We start from the raw sequence: 15,874 nt of genomic DNA on the forward strand, positions 1-15,874 counted from the left end.
AAGATAGCTGCCCGCGCTTGCTGCGCCTGCGTTTGAACGGAAAATTCGGCTGAATCCAACGCCAGCCGAGCGCCAGCAGCTATTTTATCGATAGCAAACCGGTGTCCAGTACGTGGGAGTTCGGCGTTGCGCAATGCCCGTAGATGCGGTCGCAGCCCAAATACCAGTGCCACCGTGGATCTGGCTCCGCCAGTCCAGGGGTAGCGTCCCCCTCAGGGGGGAAGCGGCGCAGCCGCTCAGGGGGGAGCGGCTAGTGCGCCCTCATCTTCGCCCGCAGCCGGGCGATGGACTGGCTGTGCAGCTGGCACACCCGTGACTCGGTCACGCCCAGCACGGCCGCGATCTCCTTGAGATTCATGTCGTGCTCGTAGTACATGCCCATGATGTGCTGCTCGCGCTCGGGCAGGCTCTTGATGGCGTTGACCAGGGACACCTTGAGCCGCTGGTCGCGCAGCATCTCCATGGGGTCGGCGTCGCCGTCCGCCACGTGGCGGTCGAGGAAACCGTCGTCGTCCTCGTTGTGGGTCATGTCCTCCAGGTACACCAGCTGGGTGCCCCGGACCTTGCCCAGCAGGGTCTGGTACTCGGGCAGTTCCATGCCCATTTCGTCGGCGATCTCGGATTCGAGCGGGCTGCGGCCGAGCTTTTGCTCCAGGCGGTGCACCGCGTGCTCGATGTCTTTCTGGCTCTTGCGCGAGCTGCGGCTCATCCAGTCGCCCTCGCGCAGCTCGTCGAGCATGGCGCCGCGGATGCGCTGGGTGGCAAAGGTCTCGAACTGCACGCCCTGCGCCACCTCGTAGCGCGACAGCGCCTCCGCCAGGCCCATCATGCCGACCTGGATCAGGTCGTCCAGCTCCACATTGGGGGGCAGCTTGGCGATCATGTGGTGCGCGATCCTGCGAACCAGCGGAACATGCTGGCGGATCATCGCGTCACGATCGAGCTGGCCTTTGGCGGTGTACATCTGATCAGTGGCTCCGAGCAAAGAAATGCGCAGGCATGCCTGTCGGATTGTGGTGCGGGAGCGCGGTCATCGATTCACTGATAGTGCCCGCATTTTCCAGCAGTTGCAAGGCCAGGCGCTGCAGGTCCTGCGGGCTTTGCGTGGCGATGGTCGTGGTGCGCACGGGGCCGCACAGGTGCTGTTCGGCGCACTCCTGCAGGGTCTGCAGGGCGCCCTGGGTCTTTCTGCGCTCGGCGGCGGTGTTGCCGTGCAGCAGGCCGGCCACCATGCAGGGCAGGCCGGTGTGCACCGCAATCTGCTTGAGGCTCTTGTAGCTCTTGAGCACGCCCGCGGCATCGTTGCCCATCACGACGAGCGGAATGGTCGCCGTGTGCGTGAGCAATGGGCCGAGCGTGGACGCGGGCGCGTGCAGCACCATCAGGCCATACGTCCTGAAGTACGGCAGCAGGCCGTGCAGCGGCGCGGTCTCGTTGGCCTGGGCGCGGCGGGCCGCGAGCTGCAGGCCCTTGGCGGCCGGTATCACGGCCAGCGACGAGGCCGCGGCGCCCATGTTCAGGTGCGCGCCGTCGTTCCACGGCGCCTGTTGCAGCAGGTGCAGCAAGCCGGGGCTGTCGTCGGTCTCGTGCGCGGTGCCGTCCAGCACCACGACCTGGTGGCCCAGGCGCTGCAGGATGGCGCAGACCTGCCACAGGGCTTCGAGGCCCGTGCCGGCGTTGTCCTGGCTGGCGACCGCCACCACGCGCAGTTCGGACTGCGGCGTGAAGCTGTGCAGGCTTGCGCCCTGGTGGAATCCGATATCAAGCATCGACCAGCCCTCGCTCGTTGATGCCGTCTGGCGAGTGCGAGAAGAAGAAGTTCAGGTCGCTGGCCTTGGGGTCGAACGCCGACTTCACCGGTGCGCGCATCGAGGTGTTGATGAGCTTGTGGGCATCGGCGCGCTCCCAGTCCTCGGGCACGCGCTGGCCGTTGGTCACGCCGCGCAGCACCATCTGGTGGCGGATGAGCGCGTCGATCGCGGGGCCGAGTTTGACGGCTTCGTCCACCTTGGACAGGATGGCCTGCTGCGAGCCGTCGGTCTTGAAGGCGGTGAGCACGTCGTCCAGCGTGTCGCCATGGCAGCCGGCGTTGAGCACCAGCAGGCGGTTGACGTGCGGCAGGTCCAGCACGTCGAGCATGTCGCGCTTGCGCGGGTCGCGCGGGGCGACGCCGGTGGTGTCGATGAGCACCATCTTCTTGCCCGACAGCAGGCCCAGCAGGTCCTGCAGCGCGGCGCGGTCGTGGGCCAGGTGGGCCACGATGCCCAGCATGCGGCCGTAGGTGCGCAGCTGTTCGTGGGCGCCCACGCGGTAGGTGTCCAGCGTGATCAGGCCGACGCTGCCGGGGCCGTGGATGCGGGCGCACATGGCCGCGAGCTTGGCGGTGGTGGTGGTCTTGCCCACGCCGGTGGAGCCCACCAGCGCGAAGATGCCGCCCTGCTCGTACAGCGGGGTCTCGGCCAGGTCGGTCTTGAGGTTGCGCTCCAGCACTTCCATCAGCCAGCGCACCGATTCGGCGGCCGACAGCTCTTCGGGCATGCGCTCCAGCACGGCGCGGGCCAGCGAGGGCGAGTAGCCGGCGCGGATCATCTTGAGCATCAGGTTGGACTGGATGGGGTTCTGGCGCGCCTGCCCCAGCCACGCCAGCGTGTTGAAGCGGTCTTCGATCAGCTCCTTCATCGCGTGCAGCTCGGTCATCACGCTTTGCTGGTTGGCGGCGGACTGCACGGCGTGGCTCACGGCGGGCTCGGGGCGGCGGCGGGGCTGCTCGGGCGGCAGGTCCATGGGGATGCTGCGTAGCGGGTTGTGGCGCGCCACGGCCGGTGCGCTGCTGATGCGCTCGCGCTCGGGCGCTTCGTCACGGCTGCGCTCGGACAGGGTGGGCGGGTCCGACGGGCCGTTCAGCGCTTCGTGGCGGCGGCGCAGCATGCGTTCGCGCACATAGTCCTGGAAGGACAGCGTGCTCATCGCGAGCTGCTCGGTGTCTTCTTCGACGGGGTTGCGGTTCATGGCCGACAGCGCGGACAGGGTGGCCTGGCTGTGGCTTGCGCCCTGGCTGGCGCGCTGCGGTGCGCTGCGGGGGGGCGTGGGCGCCAGCAGGGGCGGGTTGGAGGACGGCGACGCGCCGCCGCCCGCACCGCTGCCATCCAGGGCCGAGAGCGTGTCCTCGGCCGTGGCCACCACCTCGACGCCATTGGCCGTGGGGCGGTTGGACAGGATCAGGGTGCCGTCACCAAAGGCCATGCGTGCTTTGGCCAGAGCTTCCCGGGACGTGGGGGCGGTAAAGCGTTTGATGTTCATGCTGATGCACCTCTAAGGATCGGCCCAATGCGGATGGTGTGGGTCTCGGGGATTTCACTGTGCGCCAGCACCTGCAGGCGGGGCGCGACGCGGCGCACCAGGCGGGAGATGGCATTGCGGATCTGGTCGGGCACCAGCAGGCAGGCTGGCAGCCCCATTTCTTCCTGCTTGAGGGCCACTTCGGCGGCCTTCTGGGTCAGGATGTCGGCGACGCCGGGGTCCAGGGCCGGGCCGGCGGCATTGCCCAGGGCCTGCACCAGGAGGCGCTCCAGGCCCGGCTCGATGGCGATGACGTTGAGCTCGCGCGTCGGGCCGTAGATCTGCTGGACGATGGCGGGCGACAGTGCAATGCGCACGCGGCGGGCCAGCTCGACGGGGTCGCTGATGCCGCCGGCGAACTCGGCCAGCGTTTCGATGATGGTGCGGATATCGCGGATGTGCACAGATTCCTCCAGCAGCAGCTGGAGGACTTTCTGGAACGTTGCGATAGAGACCATTTTGGGGACCACTTCTTCGATGAGCTTGGGGGCCAGCTTGGCCACGTGTTCCACCAGTTGCTGCGTTTCCGTGCGACTGAGGAGCTTGGCGGCTTGCACTTGCATCAAGTGTGACAAATGGGTGGCCATCACGGTTTCGGAATCAACGACCGTAAAACCTGCCATTTGTGCGGCTTCCTTCTGGCGGTCGTCGATCCAGTGCGCGGGCAGGCCGAACGCGGGGTCGGTCGTGGGCGTGCCGATCAGGGGCGTGGTGATGCCGCCGGGGTTGATGGCCAGGAACATGCCGGGGAAGGCTTCGCCTTCGCCCACCACCACGCCGCGCAGGGTGATGCGGTAGCCGCTGGGCTTGAGTTCCAGGTTGTCGCGCACGTGCACGGCCGGCGGCAGGAAGCCGACCTCCTGCGCGAACTTGCGGCGCACGCCCTTGATGCGGGTGAGCAAATCGCCTTGGCGGCTCTTGTCCACCAGGCTGATCAGGCGGTAGCCCAGCTCCAGGCCGAGCAGGTCCACGGGCTGCAGGTCGTCCCAGGTGGCTTCGCCATCGGCCACGGGGGCGGGCGGGGCCTCGACCTCGGGCGGCACCTTCTGGCGCTCGTACAGCAGCCAGGCGCCGTAGGCCATCATGCCCCCCATGGTCAGGAACACCAGGTGCGGCATGCCGGGGATCATGCCCAGCAGCAGCAAGATGGCGGCCGTCACGCCCACCACGCGGGGCGACATGAACAGCTGCGCCACGATCTGGCGGCCCATGTCCTGGTCCTTGCCCACGCGCGAGATCACCATCGCGGCGGCCACCGAGATCAGCAGCCCGGGGATCTGCGCCACCAGCGCATCGCCCACGGCCAGCAGGATGTAGCTGTCGGCCGCCTGCCCGGCCGACAGGCCGTGCTGGAGCATGCCGATGGCAAAGCCGCCGACGATGTTGATCAGCAAGATCAGGATGCCGGCGACGGCGTCTCCGCGCACGAACTTGGATGCACCGTCCATGGAGCCGAAGAAGTTCGCTTCTTCCGCGACCTCGGCGCGCCGGCGCTTGGCTTCCTTTTCGTCGATCATCCCGGCGTTCAGGTCGGCGTCCACCGCCATCTGCTTGCCCGGCATGGCGTCGAGCGCAAAGCGGGCAGACACTTCGGCAATGCGCTCCGCGCCCTTGGTGATCACCACGAAGTTGATCACCACCAGGATGGCGAACACGATCAGGCCCACGGCGAAATTGCCGCCGATCAGAAAGTGCCCGAAGGCCTCGATCACCGCACCGGCCGCGCCGGGGCCGGTGTGGCCTTCCAGCAGCACGACCCGGGTGGAGGCCACGTTGAGCGACAGGCGCATCAGCGTCGTCAGCAGCAAGACGGCGGGGAATGCCGCGAAATCCAGCGGGCGCAGCATGTACGCCGCCACCATCATCACCATCAGGGCGACGGCGATGTTCAGCGTGAAGAATGCGTCCAGCAGCCACGGCGGGATCGGGAGCACCATCAGCGCCAGGATGGCGACCACCAGCAGCGGCGCCGACATGCCTTGAAGGGCGCTCGAGTGGTTGCCCGCCCAGAGCCGGACAGACTTTACAGAGGTATTCATACGGCGGTGCCTTGCACGGTGGTGCGGTTCAGCGGATCAAGCTCTGGCGGGACGAAGGGCTCGTCCAGGCTGTCGGGCATGCGGCCTTCGCCGCGCAGCGCGGCCTTGAGGCGGTACACGTAGGCCAGCACCTGCGCCACGGCGGTGTACAGCGTGGCGGGGATGGCCTGGTCGAGCTCGGCGTGGGCATACAGCGCGCGGGCCAGCATGGGCGACTGCAGCACGGGCACGTTGTGCTCCTTGGCCACGTCGCGGATCCGCAGGGCGATGAGGTCGGTGCCGCGCGCGATCACCTGGGGGGCGGCCATGGTCTTTTCGTCGTACTTGAGCGCCACGGCGTAGTGGGTGGGGTTCATGACCACGAAGTCGGCCTTGGGCACGGCGCCGACGCTGGCGCGTTCGGCGATCTCGCGCTGCTTCTGGCGGATGTGGCCCTTGATATGGGGGTTGCCGTCCGACTCCTTGTGCTCCTGCTTGATTTCCTCGTGCGACATCTTCAGGCGCGCCTTGAAGAAGTAGGCCTGCAGCGGAACGTCCACCAGCGCCGCCAGGAACACGACCAGCAGCAGCAGGCTCATGCCGGAGGTCAGCCAGTCGGCCAGCTGGCGGATGGCCATGGGCGAGGGCTGCAGCACCAGCATGGCGACCGTGTCGATGCTGTTGCCCATGAACTTCCAGGCCACGTAGCTCAGGATCACGGTCATCAGCACCATCTTGGCCACGTTGGCCATCTGCTGCTTGGAAAAGAGGTTGGCCACGCCCGAGATTGGGTTCAGGCGGTTGAACTGGGGCGAGATGGGCTTGCTGCTCATGATCCAGCCGCCCGCGCCGATGGCGCTGATCAGGGCCGCGCCGCTGGTGAGGATGGCGAACACCGCGCTGGCGATGATGCCGATGATCACCATGTCCGACAGCCGCTTGAGCATGGTGCCGGGCGCCATCACGATGGCGGAGTTGAACGCCAGCTGGCGGCTCATGGCCAGCTGCATGTGCTCCATCAGCGCCGGGGCCAGGAGCAGCATGCAACCGGCGCCGGCACCCAGGATCGCCAGGTGCGAGAGGTCGCGCGAGCGCGCACCCTGGCCGTCTTCGCGCGCTTTTTGCAGTTTGCGCTCTGACGCGGGTAGGTTTTTCTCTTGGCTGGATTCCATGATGGCATGACGGCTGGTGCCATGCCATTGTCGTGAGCGACCCGGAAATCTAAAGGTGGATAAGGGGGCGTCGATGCCCGCTTATCCGTGCCGCGAGGCCTTTGCAGGCCTGCCAAGCGCCAGCGCGACCAGCTACAGGCGCGCCCTCCGAAACCCGCGCGTCCGAAGCCAGCGCACCCGTGCAACTGGCTTTGCCAGGCCACTGGGTGCGCCCCCCTCAGAGGGACGCCGCCGAAGGCGGCTCAGGGGGAGGTCAGAACCCGAGGCTGGCGAGCAGGTCGTCCACCTGCGACTGGTCGGTGACCACGTCCGGCGTGTTTTCGGGGTCGACCACCGGGCCCTGCAGGTGCGCGGGCTTGGCCTCGACGGCGGGCACCTGGGCATTGGGCGGCGCCGTCTGGATGAGCAGCTGCACCAGCTGCTCTTCGATGTTGGCCGCCAGGTTCACCACGCGCGCGATCACCTGGCCGGTGAGGTCGTGGAAGTCCTGGGCCATCATGATTTCGGTGAGGTGGGTGTCCGCTTCCTTGGTCACCCGCTCCACGTCGGTCAGGAAGTTCATGATCTCGCCCTTGGCCACGGCGGCCACGGGGTCCTTGACCAGGGACGTCACCACCCGGCGCGTTTCCGCCGCGATGTAGTCGTGCTGGGCCTTGGCCTGCTCCACGCGGTTGAGCACCTTTTCCGCCGCTTCGCCGGTCAGGCGGGCGATGTAGGACAGGCGGCTTTGCGCGTCGGGCAGCTCGCCCATGGAGCCGCGCAGCTTGTCGGCGTAGCCCAGTTCGTTGAGCGAGTCGTGCAGTTGCCGGGTCAGCAGGCCGATCTTCTGATGGACTTCGGCGGGCTGTTGGCTGTGGTCCGGTGTGGCGTCCATGATGTCATAGCCCCATCTTCTTGAGAATCAAGGTCACCTTTTCTTCCAGCGTGGCCTTGGTAAAGGGCTTGACGATGTAGCCTGCTGCGCCACCCTGGGCTGCGGCCACGATGTCTTCCTTGCGGGCTTCGGCGGTGACCATGAGGACGGGCAAGTGCTTGAGCTTGTCGTCCTTCTTGATCTCCGCCAGCAACTGGAACCCGTTCATGTTGGGCATGTTGATGTCGGTGACCACGAAGTCGAACTTGCTGTTGCGCAGCTTGTTCAGCGCGGCAACGCCATCCTCGGCTTCATCGGCATCGGCAAAACCGCTTTCCTTGAGCAGGTTGCGCACGATGCGCCGCATGGTGGAGAAGTCGTCAACAATCAAAAAACGAAGGGCTGTGGTCACGTGGGACCCTTTCGGTCGGAAGTATCTGTAAGTATTGTCATGGGCGGCAGCGTTGGTGACAAGTCGTAACCGTCATCTGCCTGGGGGGGGATTTTCCCGCTTTTCATTCAACAGTTCTGTGGAAGTGATTTCGGGGATCCCTTTACCCATGAGACGTTCTTCGGCTTCGCGGGTCAGCACCGTGATGGTGATGCGCCGGTTGGCGGGAGCGCGCGGGTTTTTTGGCTCCAGCAGATCGCTGGCCGCCAGGCCCACCACACGTCCCAGTTTAGCGTCTGGCATGCCGGCCGAGACCAATTCGCGCCGCGACGCGTTGGCCCGGTCGGCCGACAGCTCCCAGTTGCTGTAACCGCGGTCGCTGTTGCCATACGGCACGGCATCGGTGTGGCCGGCCAGGCTGATGCGGTTTTCGACGCTGTTCAGGGCGGCGCCGATTTCGCGCAGAATTTCGCGCATGTAGGGTTTCACCAACGCACTGCCGCTGTCGAACATGGGGCGGTTCTGGTCGTCGATGATCTGGATCTGCAGGCCGTCGGGGGTGATGTCGATGCGGATCTGCGACTTGTATTCGTTCAGGCGCGGGTTTTCGGTGATGAGCGCGTCGATCTTGGCCTCCAGGGCCTTGATGCGGTCCAGGTCCTGCTTGGCGCGCTCGGCCCGGGCGGCGTCGATGCTCATGCGGCGCTGTTTGGCCTCTTCCACGTCGGAGCGGCGCACCTGGCCGTGCACCTTGGCCAGGTCGTTGCCGCCGCCAGGAATCACGCTGGAGCTGTTGCCCGAGCCGTCGCCCCCGGTCATGGCCACCTTGAGCGGCGAAGAAAAGTACGCCGCGATCCCCTGCAGCTCGCCCTTGGCGGTGGAGCCCAGCAGCCACATCAGCAAAAAGAACGCCATCATCGCCGTCACGAAGTCGGCGTACGCGATCTTCCAGGCGCCGCCATGCACCGCATGGCCGCCTTTCTTGATGCGCTTGATGATGATGGGCTGGAGCTTCTTTTCTGCCATGGCGCTCGGGAATCAGGGGAGGGGGCGTGCCGCTCCTGCTACTTCTTGCCTTTCACATGCCCTTCGAGCTCGGAGAAGCTCGGGCGGACGTTGGAGAACAGCACCTTGCGGCCGAACTCGATGGCCGTGGCGGGGTTGTAGCCCTGCATGCTGGCCAGCAGGGTGGACTTGATGCACTGCAGCTCCTTGGCCGCGTCTTCGGTCTTTTGCTCGACCAGGCCGCCCAGGGGCTCGACCACGCCGTAGGCCAGCAAGATCCCGAGGAACGTACCCACCAGCGCCGAGCCGATCATGCCGCCCAGCACCGACGGCGGCTGGCCCACCGAGCCCATGGTGTTCACCACGCCCAGCACGGCGGCCACGATGCCGAAGGCGGGCAGGGCGCCGGCCAGCCGGGCCAGCGCGGCCACGGGGGCGTGCGCCTCCTGGTGGTGGGTGTCGATCTCGCTGTCCATCAGCGCCTCAATCTCGTGGGAATTAAGGTTGCCCGACACCATCATGCGCAGGTAGTCGGTGGTGAACTCGATCACGTGGTGGTCGCTGCCCACCGTGGGGTATTTCTTGAAGATCTCGGATTCATGGGGCGCCTCGACATCCTTTTCGATCGCCATCAGGCCTTCCTTGCGGGCCTTTTGCAGGATGTCGTAGAGCATCGCCATGAGCTCCATATAGCGCTCCTTGGTGTACTTGGAGCCCTTGAGTGCCATCGGAATGGCGGCCATGGTGGCCTTGATCACCTTGGGCTGGTTGTTCACCACGAAGGCGCCCAGGGCGCCGCCCAGGATGGTGATGATCTCGAAGGGCAGCGCCTTCAGGATCACGCTGATGTTTCCCCCGTGCACGATGTACACGCCGAAGATGCAGCCGAGGCAGACGACGTAACCGATGATGACAAACATGCTGTGGACGTGTTGGGCGGCAACTGCGATGAGGCCGGGAACGGCGGATGGGGCACGGCGGCTGGCGGTGCAGCTTACCGAAGGTTACTGCAAATGTATCGGATTGAAGAGCGCCAAATGGCATCAAGAGAGCGGAGATCACAGGGCTTCTTGGGGAAATGGCGCTGCAACGCAACGGCGCCATGGGTGCGATGGGCGGAAATGTGTAACCGCGCAGAGATGCCGCCGCCCGGTCACGCTGCGGCCCGGCACGCCGCCGGCCGGCCACAAGAAGGCGGCGTCGGCGCGGCCCATGCAGAGGCTGGGCAATGGAAGGCCACTGCTCCCGGGCGCGGCGAAGGACAGCAGGGCATGGCGGCGTCCCTGCATGGCATTGCGGCTGCAGATTGGAGTCAAACATGCCTGCGCCGCTCTTCTGGCAAGCGCCAGCAGCTATATATTTAATAGCATTTGCCAGGGCGGGCGCCCCGCACGCCTGCCGCGCGGCGGCATCAATCGCTGCATTTGGGGCGCTTTTGCGCGCCCACTGGGCCTTTTGGCGCCGCGGGGGCTGCACTATGCTGCGGGCATGAAAGCCGTACTGCTCGCGGGGGGACTGGGAACCCGCATCTCGGAAGAGTCGCACCTGCGCCCCAAGCCCATGATCGAGATCGGTGGGCGGCCCATCCTTTGGCACATCATGAAGATGTATGCCGCCCATGGTGTGAACGACTTCATCATCTGCCTGGGCTACAAGGGCTACGTCATCAAGGAATACTTCGCCAACTACTTCCTGCACATGTCCGACGTGACCTTCGACATGGCCAACAACCGCATGGAAGTGCACCACCGCCACGCCGAGCCCTGGCGCGTGACCCTGGTGGACACCGGCGAGAGCACGCTGACCGGCGGGCGCCTCAAGCGCGTGGGTGAATACCTCGAGCCCGACGAGCCCTTCTGCTTCACCTACGGCGACGGCGTGGCCGACATCGACATGCCCGCGCAGTTCGCCTTTCACCGCGCGCACGGCAAGCTGGCCACCGTCACCGCCGTGCTGCCCCCCGGCCGCTACGGCGCGCTGATGCGCGACGGCGACCGGGTCGAAGGCTTCGTCGAAAAGCCGCGGGGCGACGGCGGCTGGATCAACGGCGGGTTCTTCGTGCTGTCCCCGCGGGTGCTCAGCCGCATCGAGGGCGATGCCACCCCCTGGGAGGCCGAGCCCATGGACACGCTGGCGCGCGACGGCGAGCTGATGGCCTACGAGCACCACGGCTTCTGGCAGCCCATGGACACGCTGCGCGAGAAGAACCTGCTCGAAGACCTGTGGCAAAGCGGCCAGGCGCCCTGGAAGCGCTGGTGATGGCGGCAGTCCCGACGACGACAACCCCAAGGCAGCAGCACCATGCGTCCTGATCCCGACTTCTGGCGCGGCAAGCGCGTGTTGCTGACGGGCCACACCGGCTTCAAGGGCGCGTGGCTGGCCCTGTGGCTGCAGCGCCTGGGCGCACAGGTCACCGGCGTGGCCCTGCCGCCCCCGGCCGACCCCAACCTGTTCACGCTGGCGCGGGTGGACGAGGGCATGGACAGCCATTTCTGCGACGTGTGCAACCCCCAGGCCCTGGCGATGCGCATCCGCGCCGCGCGGCCCGACGTGGTGCTGCACCTGGCCGCGCAGGCGCTGGTGCGCGCAAGCTATGCCGACCCGCTGGCCACCTTGGCCACCAACATCATGGGCACGGCCCACGTGCTCGATGCCCTGCGCGGCCTGCCCGAGGCGCGCGTGGCCCTGGTCGTCACCACCGACAAGGTCTACCGCAACCGCGAATGGGCCTACCCCTATCGCGAGGACGACCCGCTGGGCGGGCACGACCCCTACAGCGCCAGCAAGGCCGCGGCCGAACTGGTCACCGCCAGCTACCGCGACGCCTTTTTGGCACCGCAGGGCGTGGCCGTGGCCACCGCCCGGGCGGGCAACGTGATCGGCGGCGGCGACTGGGCGCAGGACCGCCTGCTGCCCGACGCCGTGCGCGCCTGGGAAAAGGGCGAGACGCTGCACATCCGCCGCCCGGACGCCACGCGCCCCTGGCAGCATGTGCTCGAACCCCTGGCCGCCTACCTGCGGCTGGCGCAGCGCCTGTGGGATGCCCCGTCGCTGGCAGGCCCCTACAACTTCGGGCCGTTGCCGCACGAGGCGGCCAGTGTCAAAAATGTGATCGAAATGGCCTCTGGCGCTTATCCAACCAGCGCCGTAAGCTACGAAAATGATAGTGATGGCCCGCACGAGGCCGGCTGGCTGGCGCTGGAAACCGCCCACGCCCGCCAGGCCCTGGGCGTGGCGCCGCGCTGGGCGCTGACCACGTCCGTCGCCCGCACCATGAACTGGTACCGCCAGCAGCACGGCGGCGCCGATGCCCGCACGCTGTGCCTGGCCGACATCGCCGCCTGGGAGGCGCAGGCGTGAGCCGCCTCGTCCGCACACCCTTGCCCCTGGCCGGGCTGTTCCGCATAGAGCGGCAGCCGCTGGCCGACGAGCGCGGCTTCTTCGCCCGCCTGTTCTGCGCGGACGAACTGGCCGCCGCCGGCTGGACGCATCCCATCGCGCAGATCAACCACAGCCACACGGCGCGCGCCGGCACCGTGCGCGGCCTGCACTACCAGCGGCCGCCGCATGCCGAGATGAAGCTCGTCACCTGCCTGCGCGGCGAGGTGCTGGACATGGCCGTGGACCTGCGCCACGGCTCGCCCACCTTCTTGCAGTGGCATGCCGAGCGCCTGTCGGCGGACAACGGCACGGCCCTGCTCATCCCCCCGGGCTTTGCGCACGGCTTTCAGGCCCTGTCCGACCAGGCCGAGCTGCTGTACTGCCACTCGGCCGCCCATGTGCAAGGGGCCGAGGCGGGCCTGAACCCGCTGGACCCGCGCCTGGCCATCGCCTGGCCGTTGCCGCCCGCGGGCCTGTCGCCGCGCGACGCCAGCCAGCCCTGGCTGACCGACGGGCCCGGCCCCGAATTCGAAGGAGTGCGCCTGTGAAGTGCCGACACTGCGGCAGCCCGCTGCAACTGCCGTTCCTGGACCTGGGCAGCGCGCCCCCGTCCAACGCCTACCTGCCCGAGGCCGCGCTGCGCGCGCCCGAGACCTGGTTCCCGCTGCGCGTGCTGGTGTGCGAGACCTGCTGGCTGGTGCAGACCGAAGACCACGCCGGGCGCGAGGCGCTGTTCACCGACGACTACGCGTACTTCAGCTCGTTCTCGTCGTCCTGGCTGGCCCATGCCGATGCGTACGTCGGCGCGATGCGCGAGCGCCTGGCGCTGAATGCCGACAGCTGCGTGGTCGAGGTCGCCTCCAACGACGGCTACCTGCTGCAGTACGTGCAGGCCGCGGGCATCCCCTGCTACGGCGTGGAGCCCACGGCCAGCACCGCAGCCGCCGCCCGCGCCAAAGGCATCGAGGTGGTCGAGCGCTTCTTCGGCGTGGCCCTGGCCGACGAGCTGGCCGCCGCCGGCCGTCAAGCCGACCTGATCGCCGCGAACAACGTGCTGGCGCACGTGCCCGACATCAACGACTTCGTAGGTGGTTTTACCCGACTGCTCAAGCCCCACGGCGTGGCCACGTTCGAGTTTCCGCACCTGCTGCGCATGGTGCAGGGCTGCCAGTTCGACACCGCCTACCACGAGCACTACTCGTACCTGTCGCTCACCGCCGTGCAGCGCATCTTCGCGGCCAACGGCCTGGCGGTGCTGGACGTGCAGGAGCTGCCCACCCACGGCGGCAGCCTGCGCGTGTTCGCGGGCCGGGCCGGCGCGGCCGGCCACCCGCAGGCCATGGCCGAGGGCGCCAGCCATGTGCGGCAGGTGCTGGCCACCGAGGCCGCTGCAGGGCTGCTGGGCGCCGATTTTTATGGTGATTTCCAGGCCCAGGCCTTGCGCATCAAGCGCGAGCTGCTCACTTTTTTATTGCAATGCCAGGCCGATGGCATCACCGTGGGTGCCTATGGCGCAGCCGCCAAGGGCAACACCCTGCTCAACTTCGCGGGTGTGCGGCCCGATTTGCTGGCCTACGTGGTGGACAAGAACCCCGCCAAGCAAGGCCAGTACCTGCCCGGCAGCCGCATCCCGGTGGTGGGCGAGGCGCACCTGCACGCCCACCGGCCCCAGCGCGTGCTGATCCTGCCGTGGAACCTGCGGGACGAAGTCAGCGCGCAGCTGAGCGGCATACGGGCATGGGGAGGGCAGTTCGTCACGGCCGTTCCCCGCCTGGAAGTCTGGTAGCCGCCTCACGCGCTCCCTGCGCATCCGCGACGCAAAGCAACGCACCCGCCACGCCCCATCCGAACCGTACACAACCGAAGGAGACCACCATGATCCCAATGTTCAAGCCCTTGATCGAACAGGAAGAAATCGATGCCAGCCGAGAGTCGCTGGAGCTGGGATGGCTCGGCATGGGCAGCTACGTGTCGGGTTTCGAGAAAAAGGTGAAAGAGATCCTGCAGGCCCCGGACCGCCATGTGGCCGCGGTGAGCACCGGCACGGCAGGCCTGCACATCGCGCTGCTGCTCGCGGGCGTGGGCCCGGGTGACGAGGTGATCGTGTCGGCCTTCAACTGCTCGGCCGACTACCAGGCCATCACCTGGGTGGGGGCGGACATCGTGTTCTGCGACTGCACCGACGACACGCTGGAGCTGGATCTTGCCAAGGCCGAGTCCCTGGTGGGCCCGCGCACCAAGGCCATCATCGTGATGGACTACGACTGCATCATCAGCAACCACGAGGAGATTGCCGCGTTTGCAGAACGCCACAAACTGCGCGTCATCCACGACGCGGCCCACTCGTTCGGCTCCAGCTACAAGGGCCGCATGGTCGGCAGCTTTTCGGACATCTGCGTGTTCAGCCACGACCCGGTCAAGACCGTGACCTGCCTGGACGGCGGCACCGTGGTCGTGCGCACCGAAGAGGAGCTTCGCCGCGTGCACGAATTGCGCCTGCTCGGCATGCAGCAGCCTGCCGAGGTGATGTACCAGAACAAGCGCGCCTGGACGTTCGACGTCGAGCGGGTGGGCTTTCGCTACCACATGCTCAACATGCACGCCGCGATCGGCCTGGCCCAGCTGGGCAAGCTCGACGTGATCAAGTCGAGCCGCCAGGCGGCATCGCGCCGCTACAACGAAAAGCTGCAGGGCATCGCACAGGTGCGCACGCCCGCGACCGACTTTGCCGATGTGAACCCGTTCCTGTACTACATCCGCGTGCCGGCGGAGCACCGCGATGCGCTGCGCGACTTTCTGAAGGCCAATGGCGCCGACACGGGCATCCACTGGCAGCCGGGGCATTGGTTCTCGCTGTGGAAGGACTGCCGCGCGGGCGACCTGTCGGTGACGGACAGCGTGGGCAAGGGCATTCTCTCGCTGCCCCTGCACTCGCGCATGTCGCTGGACACGGTGGACGCCGTGGCCGAGCAGGTGCGCCGCTACTTCGAGCAAGCCTGAGGAACGGGGGCGGCCATGCAAGCACCCACTCCTGGACAGCAGCTTTTCGCTGCGATCAAGCAGACGGCCCGCGCCGGCGAGCCCGGCCTGGTGCTGCCGGTGGGGCAACCGCTGGCGGCGGTCGTGCGGCCCATCGCCACCGTGCCCGGGCACACCGATGCCCTGGACGCGCAGCTGCTGACCGACTGGCGCAATCGCCACGTCAAATCCTTCCTGACCGAATTCGTTTCCACCCCCGAGCGCACGGCGGCCTGGCTGGCGGGAGCCGTCCATGACAACCCGGGCAAGATGCTGTTCATGGTGGAGACGCCGGATGGCGAGCGCGTGGGGCATGTGGGCCTGGGCTTCATCGACTGGCAGCGGGGCTATGGCGAAGCCGATGCCATCGTGAGCGGCGGGGCGTCGCCCCCGGGGTTGATGAAGGCCTCGCTGCTGGTGCTGATGCGCTGGGCCCGCGACGCGCTGGGGCTGCAGACCCTGGCGGTGCGGGTGCGGTCGGACAACCCCGCGGTCGAGTTCTACCGCAAGGTGGGTTTTCAGGAATACCAGCGCGTGCCCATCGTCGCCACCACCGTGCCGGGTGGCGTGGACTGGAACGAAGACCCCGCGGCGGTCGGCGCGCCGGCCAGCCTGGTGTACATGCAATTGCAGCTGCCCGCGGCCTGAATGAATGACTGACTGACCGATTGACTGATTAAGCGGCTGCGGCGCACCG

Annotated in this window: 15 protein-coding genes; 6 read left to right on the forward strand and 9 right to left on the reverse strand. The window is 67.2% G+C overall.

Annotated elements, in window-relative coordinates; translation table 11 throughout:
• Positions 1–250: 250 nt before the first annotated feature.
• The 9 genes from ACSQ3D_RS24590 to motA form a co-directional block, all read right to left on the reverse strand.
• Positions 251–964 (reverse strand): RNA polymerase sigma factor FliA, encoded by a 714-nt coding sequence (locus ACSQ3D_RS24590; RefSeq protein ID WP_056420068.1) that lies wholly within the window; start codon positions 962–964, stop codon positions 251–253.
• Positions 965–968: 4 nt separating this feature from the next.
• A complete protein-coding gene (locus ACSQ3D_RS24595; RefSeq protein ID WP_396505000.1) occupies positions 969–1,769 on the reverse strand; it encodes a hypothetical protein in 801 nt (266 codons plus the stop codon).
• Positions 1,762–3,300 (reverse strand): flagellar biosynthesis protein FlhF, encoded by a 1,539-nt coding sequence (gene flhF, locus ACSQ3D_RS24600; protein ID WP_056423170.1) that lies wholly within the window; start codon positions 3,298–3,300, stop codon positions 1,762–1,764. Before flhF ends, ACSQ3D_RS24595 begins: the two co-directional genes overlap by 8 nt.
• Positions 3,297–5,378, reverse strand: a complete 2,082-nt coding sequence (flhA, locus tag ACSQ3D_RS24605; protein WP_056420060.1) for a flagellar biosynthesis protein FlhA — start codon at positions 5,376–5,378, stop codon at positions 3,297–3,299. Before flhA ends, flhF begins: the two co-directional genes overlap by 4 nt.
• Positions 5,375–6,529 (reverse strand): EscU/YscU/HrcU family type III secretion system export apparatus switch protein, encoded by a 1,155-nt coding sequence (locus ACSQ3D_RS24610; protein WP_056420057.1) that lies wholly within the window; start codon positions 6,527–6,529, stop codon positions 5,375–5,377. The genes flhA and ACSQ3D_RS24610 overlap by 4 nt, the downstream gene beginning before the upstream one ends.
• Positions 6,530–6,782: 253 nt before the next feature.
• Complete coding sequence (locus ACSQ3D_RS24615) at positions 6,783–7,403, reverse strand: protein phosphatase CheZ (RefSeq protein WP_056420054.1); 621 nt, start codon at positions 7,401–7,403, stop codon at positions 6,783–6,785.
• Positions 7,404–7,407: 4 nt separating this feature from the next.
• Positions 7,408–7,794: a chemotaxis response regulator CheY gene (cheY, locus tag ACSQ3D_RS24620; protein WP_010466076.1), complete on the reverse strand. Its 387-nt coding sequence runs from the start codon at positions 7,792–7,794 to the stop codon at positions 7,408–7,410.
• Between the two features lie 72 nt (positions 7,795–7,866).
• Positions 7,867–8,799, reverse strand: a complete 933-nt coding sequence (gene motB / locus ACSQ3D_RS24625) for a flagellar motor protein MotB (protein ID WP_056420052.1) — start codon at positions 8,797–8,799, stop codon at positions 7,867–7,869.
• A gap of 38 nt (positions 8,800–8,837) precedes the next feature.
• Positions 8,838–9,698 (reverse strand): flagellar motor stator protein MotA, encoded by an 861-nt coding sequence (gene motA / locus ACSQ3D_RS24630; protein WP_436128597.1) that lies wholly within the window; start codon positions 9,696–9,698, stop codon positions 8,838–8,840.
• Between the two features lie 568 nt (positions 9,699–10,266).
• On the opposite strand from motA, the gene rfbF reads away from it, so the two are divergent.
• From rfbF to ACSQ3D_RS24660, 6 genes are all read left to right on the forward strand, one after another.
• Positions 10,267–11,037, forward strand: coding sequence for a glucose-1-phosphate cytidylyltransferase (rfbF, locus tag ACSQ3D_RS24635; protein WP_056173053.1), 771 nt, complete (start codon positions 10,267–10,269; stop codon positions 11,035–11,037).
• Positions 11,038–11,079: 42 nt separating this feature from the next.
• Positions 11,080–12,138: a CDP-glucose 4,6-dehydratase gene (gene rfbG, locus ACSQ3D_RS24640; protein ID WP_436128598.1), complete on the forward strand. Its 1,059-nt coding sequence runs from the start codon at positions 11,080–11,082 to the stop codon at positions 12,136–12,138.
• Entirely contained in the window at positions 12,135–12,707 is a 573-nt protein-coding gene (locus tag ACSQ3D_RS24645; protein ID WP_436128599.1) for a dTDP-4-dehydrorhamnose 3,5-epimerase family protein, read from the forward strand. Before rfbG ends, ACSQ3D_RS24645 begins: the two co-directional genes overlap by 4 nt.
• Positions 12,704–13,945, forward strand: a complete 1,242-nt coding sequence (locus tag ACSQ3D_RS24650) for a methyltransferase domain-containing protein (protein WP_436128600.1) — start codon at positions 12,704–12,706, stop codon at positions 13,943–13,945. Before ACSQ3D_RS24645 ends, ACSQ3D_RS24650 begins: the two co-directional genes overlap by 4 nt.
• A gap of 89 nt (positions 13,946–14,034) precedes the next feature.
• The gene (locus tag ACSQ3D_RS24655; RefSeq protein WP_056420036.1) at positions 14,035–15,159 is read left to right on the forward strand and encodes a DegT/DnrJ/EryC1/StrS family aminotransferase; all 1,125 of its coding nucleotides are present in this window, start codon (positions 14,035–14,037) and stop codon (positions 15,157–15,159) included.
• 15 nt (positions 15,160–15,174) lie between these two features.
• A complete protein-coding gene (locus tag ACSQ3D_RS24660) occupies positions 15,175–15,825 on the forward strand; it encodes a GNAT family N-acetyltransferase (protein WP_436128601.1) in 651 nt (216 codons plus the stop codon).
• Positions 15,826–15,874 lie beyond the last annotated feature (49 nt).

This window comes from Acidovorax sp. LjRoot117 (genome assembly GCF_964252695.1).
Classification (GTDB): Bacteria; Pseudomonadota; Gammaproteobacteria; order Burkholderiales; family Burkholderiaceae_C; genus Acidovorax.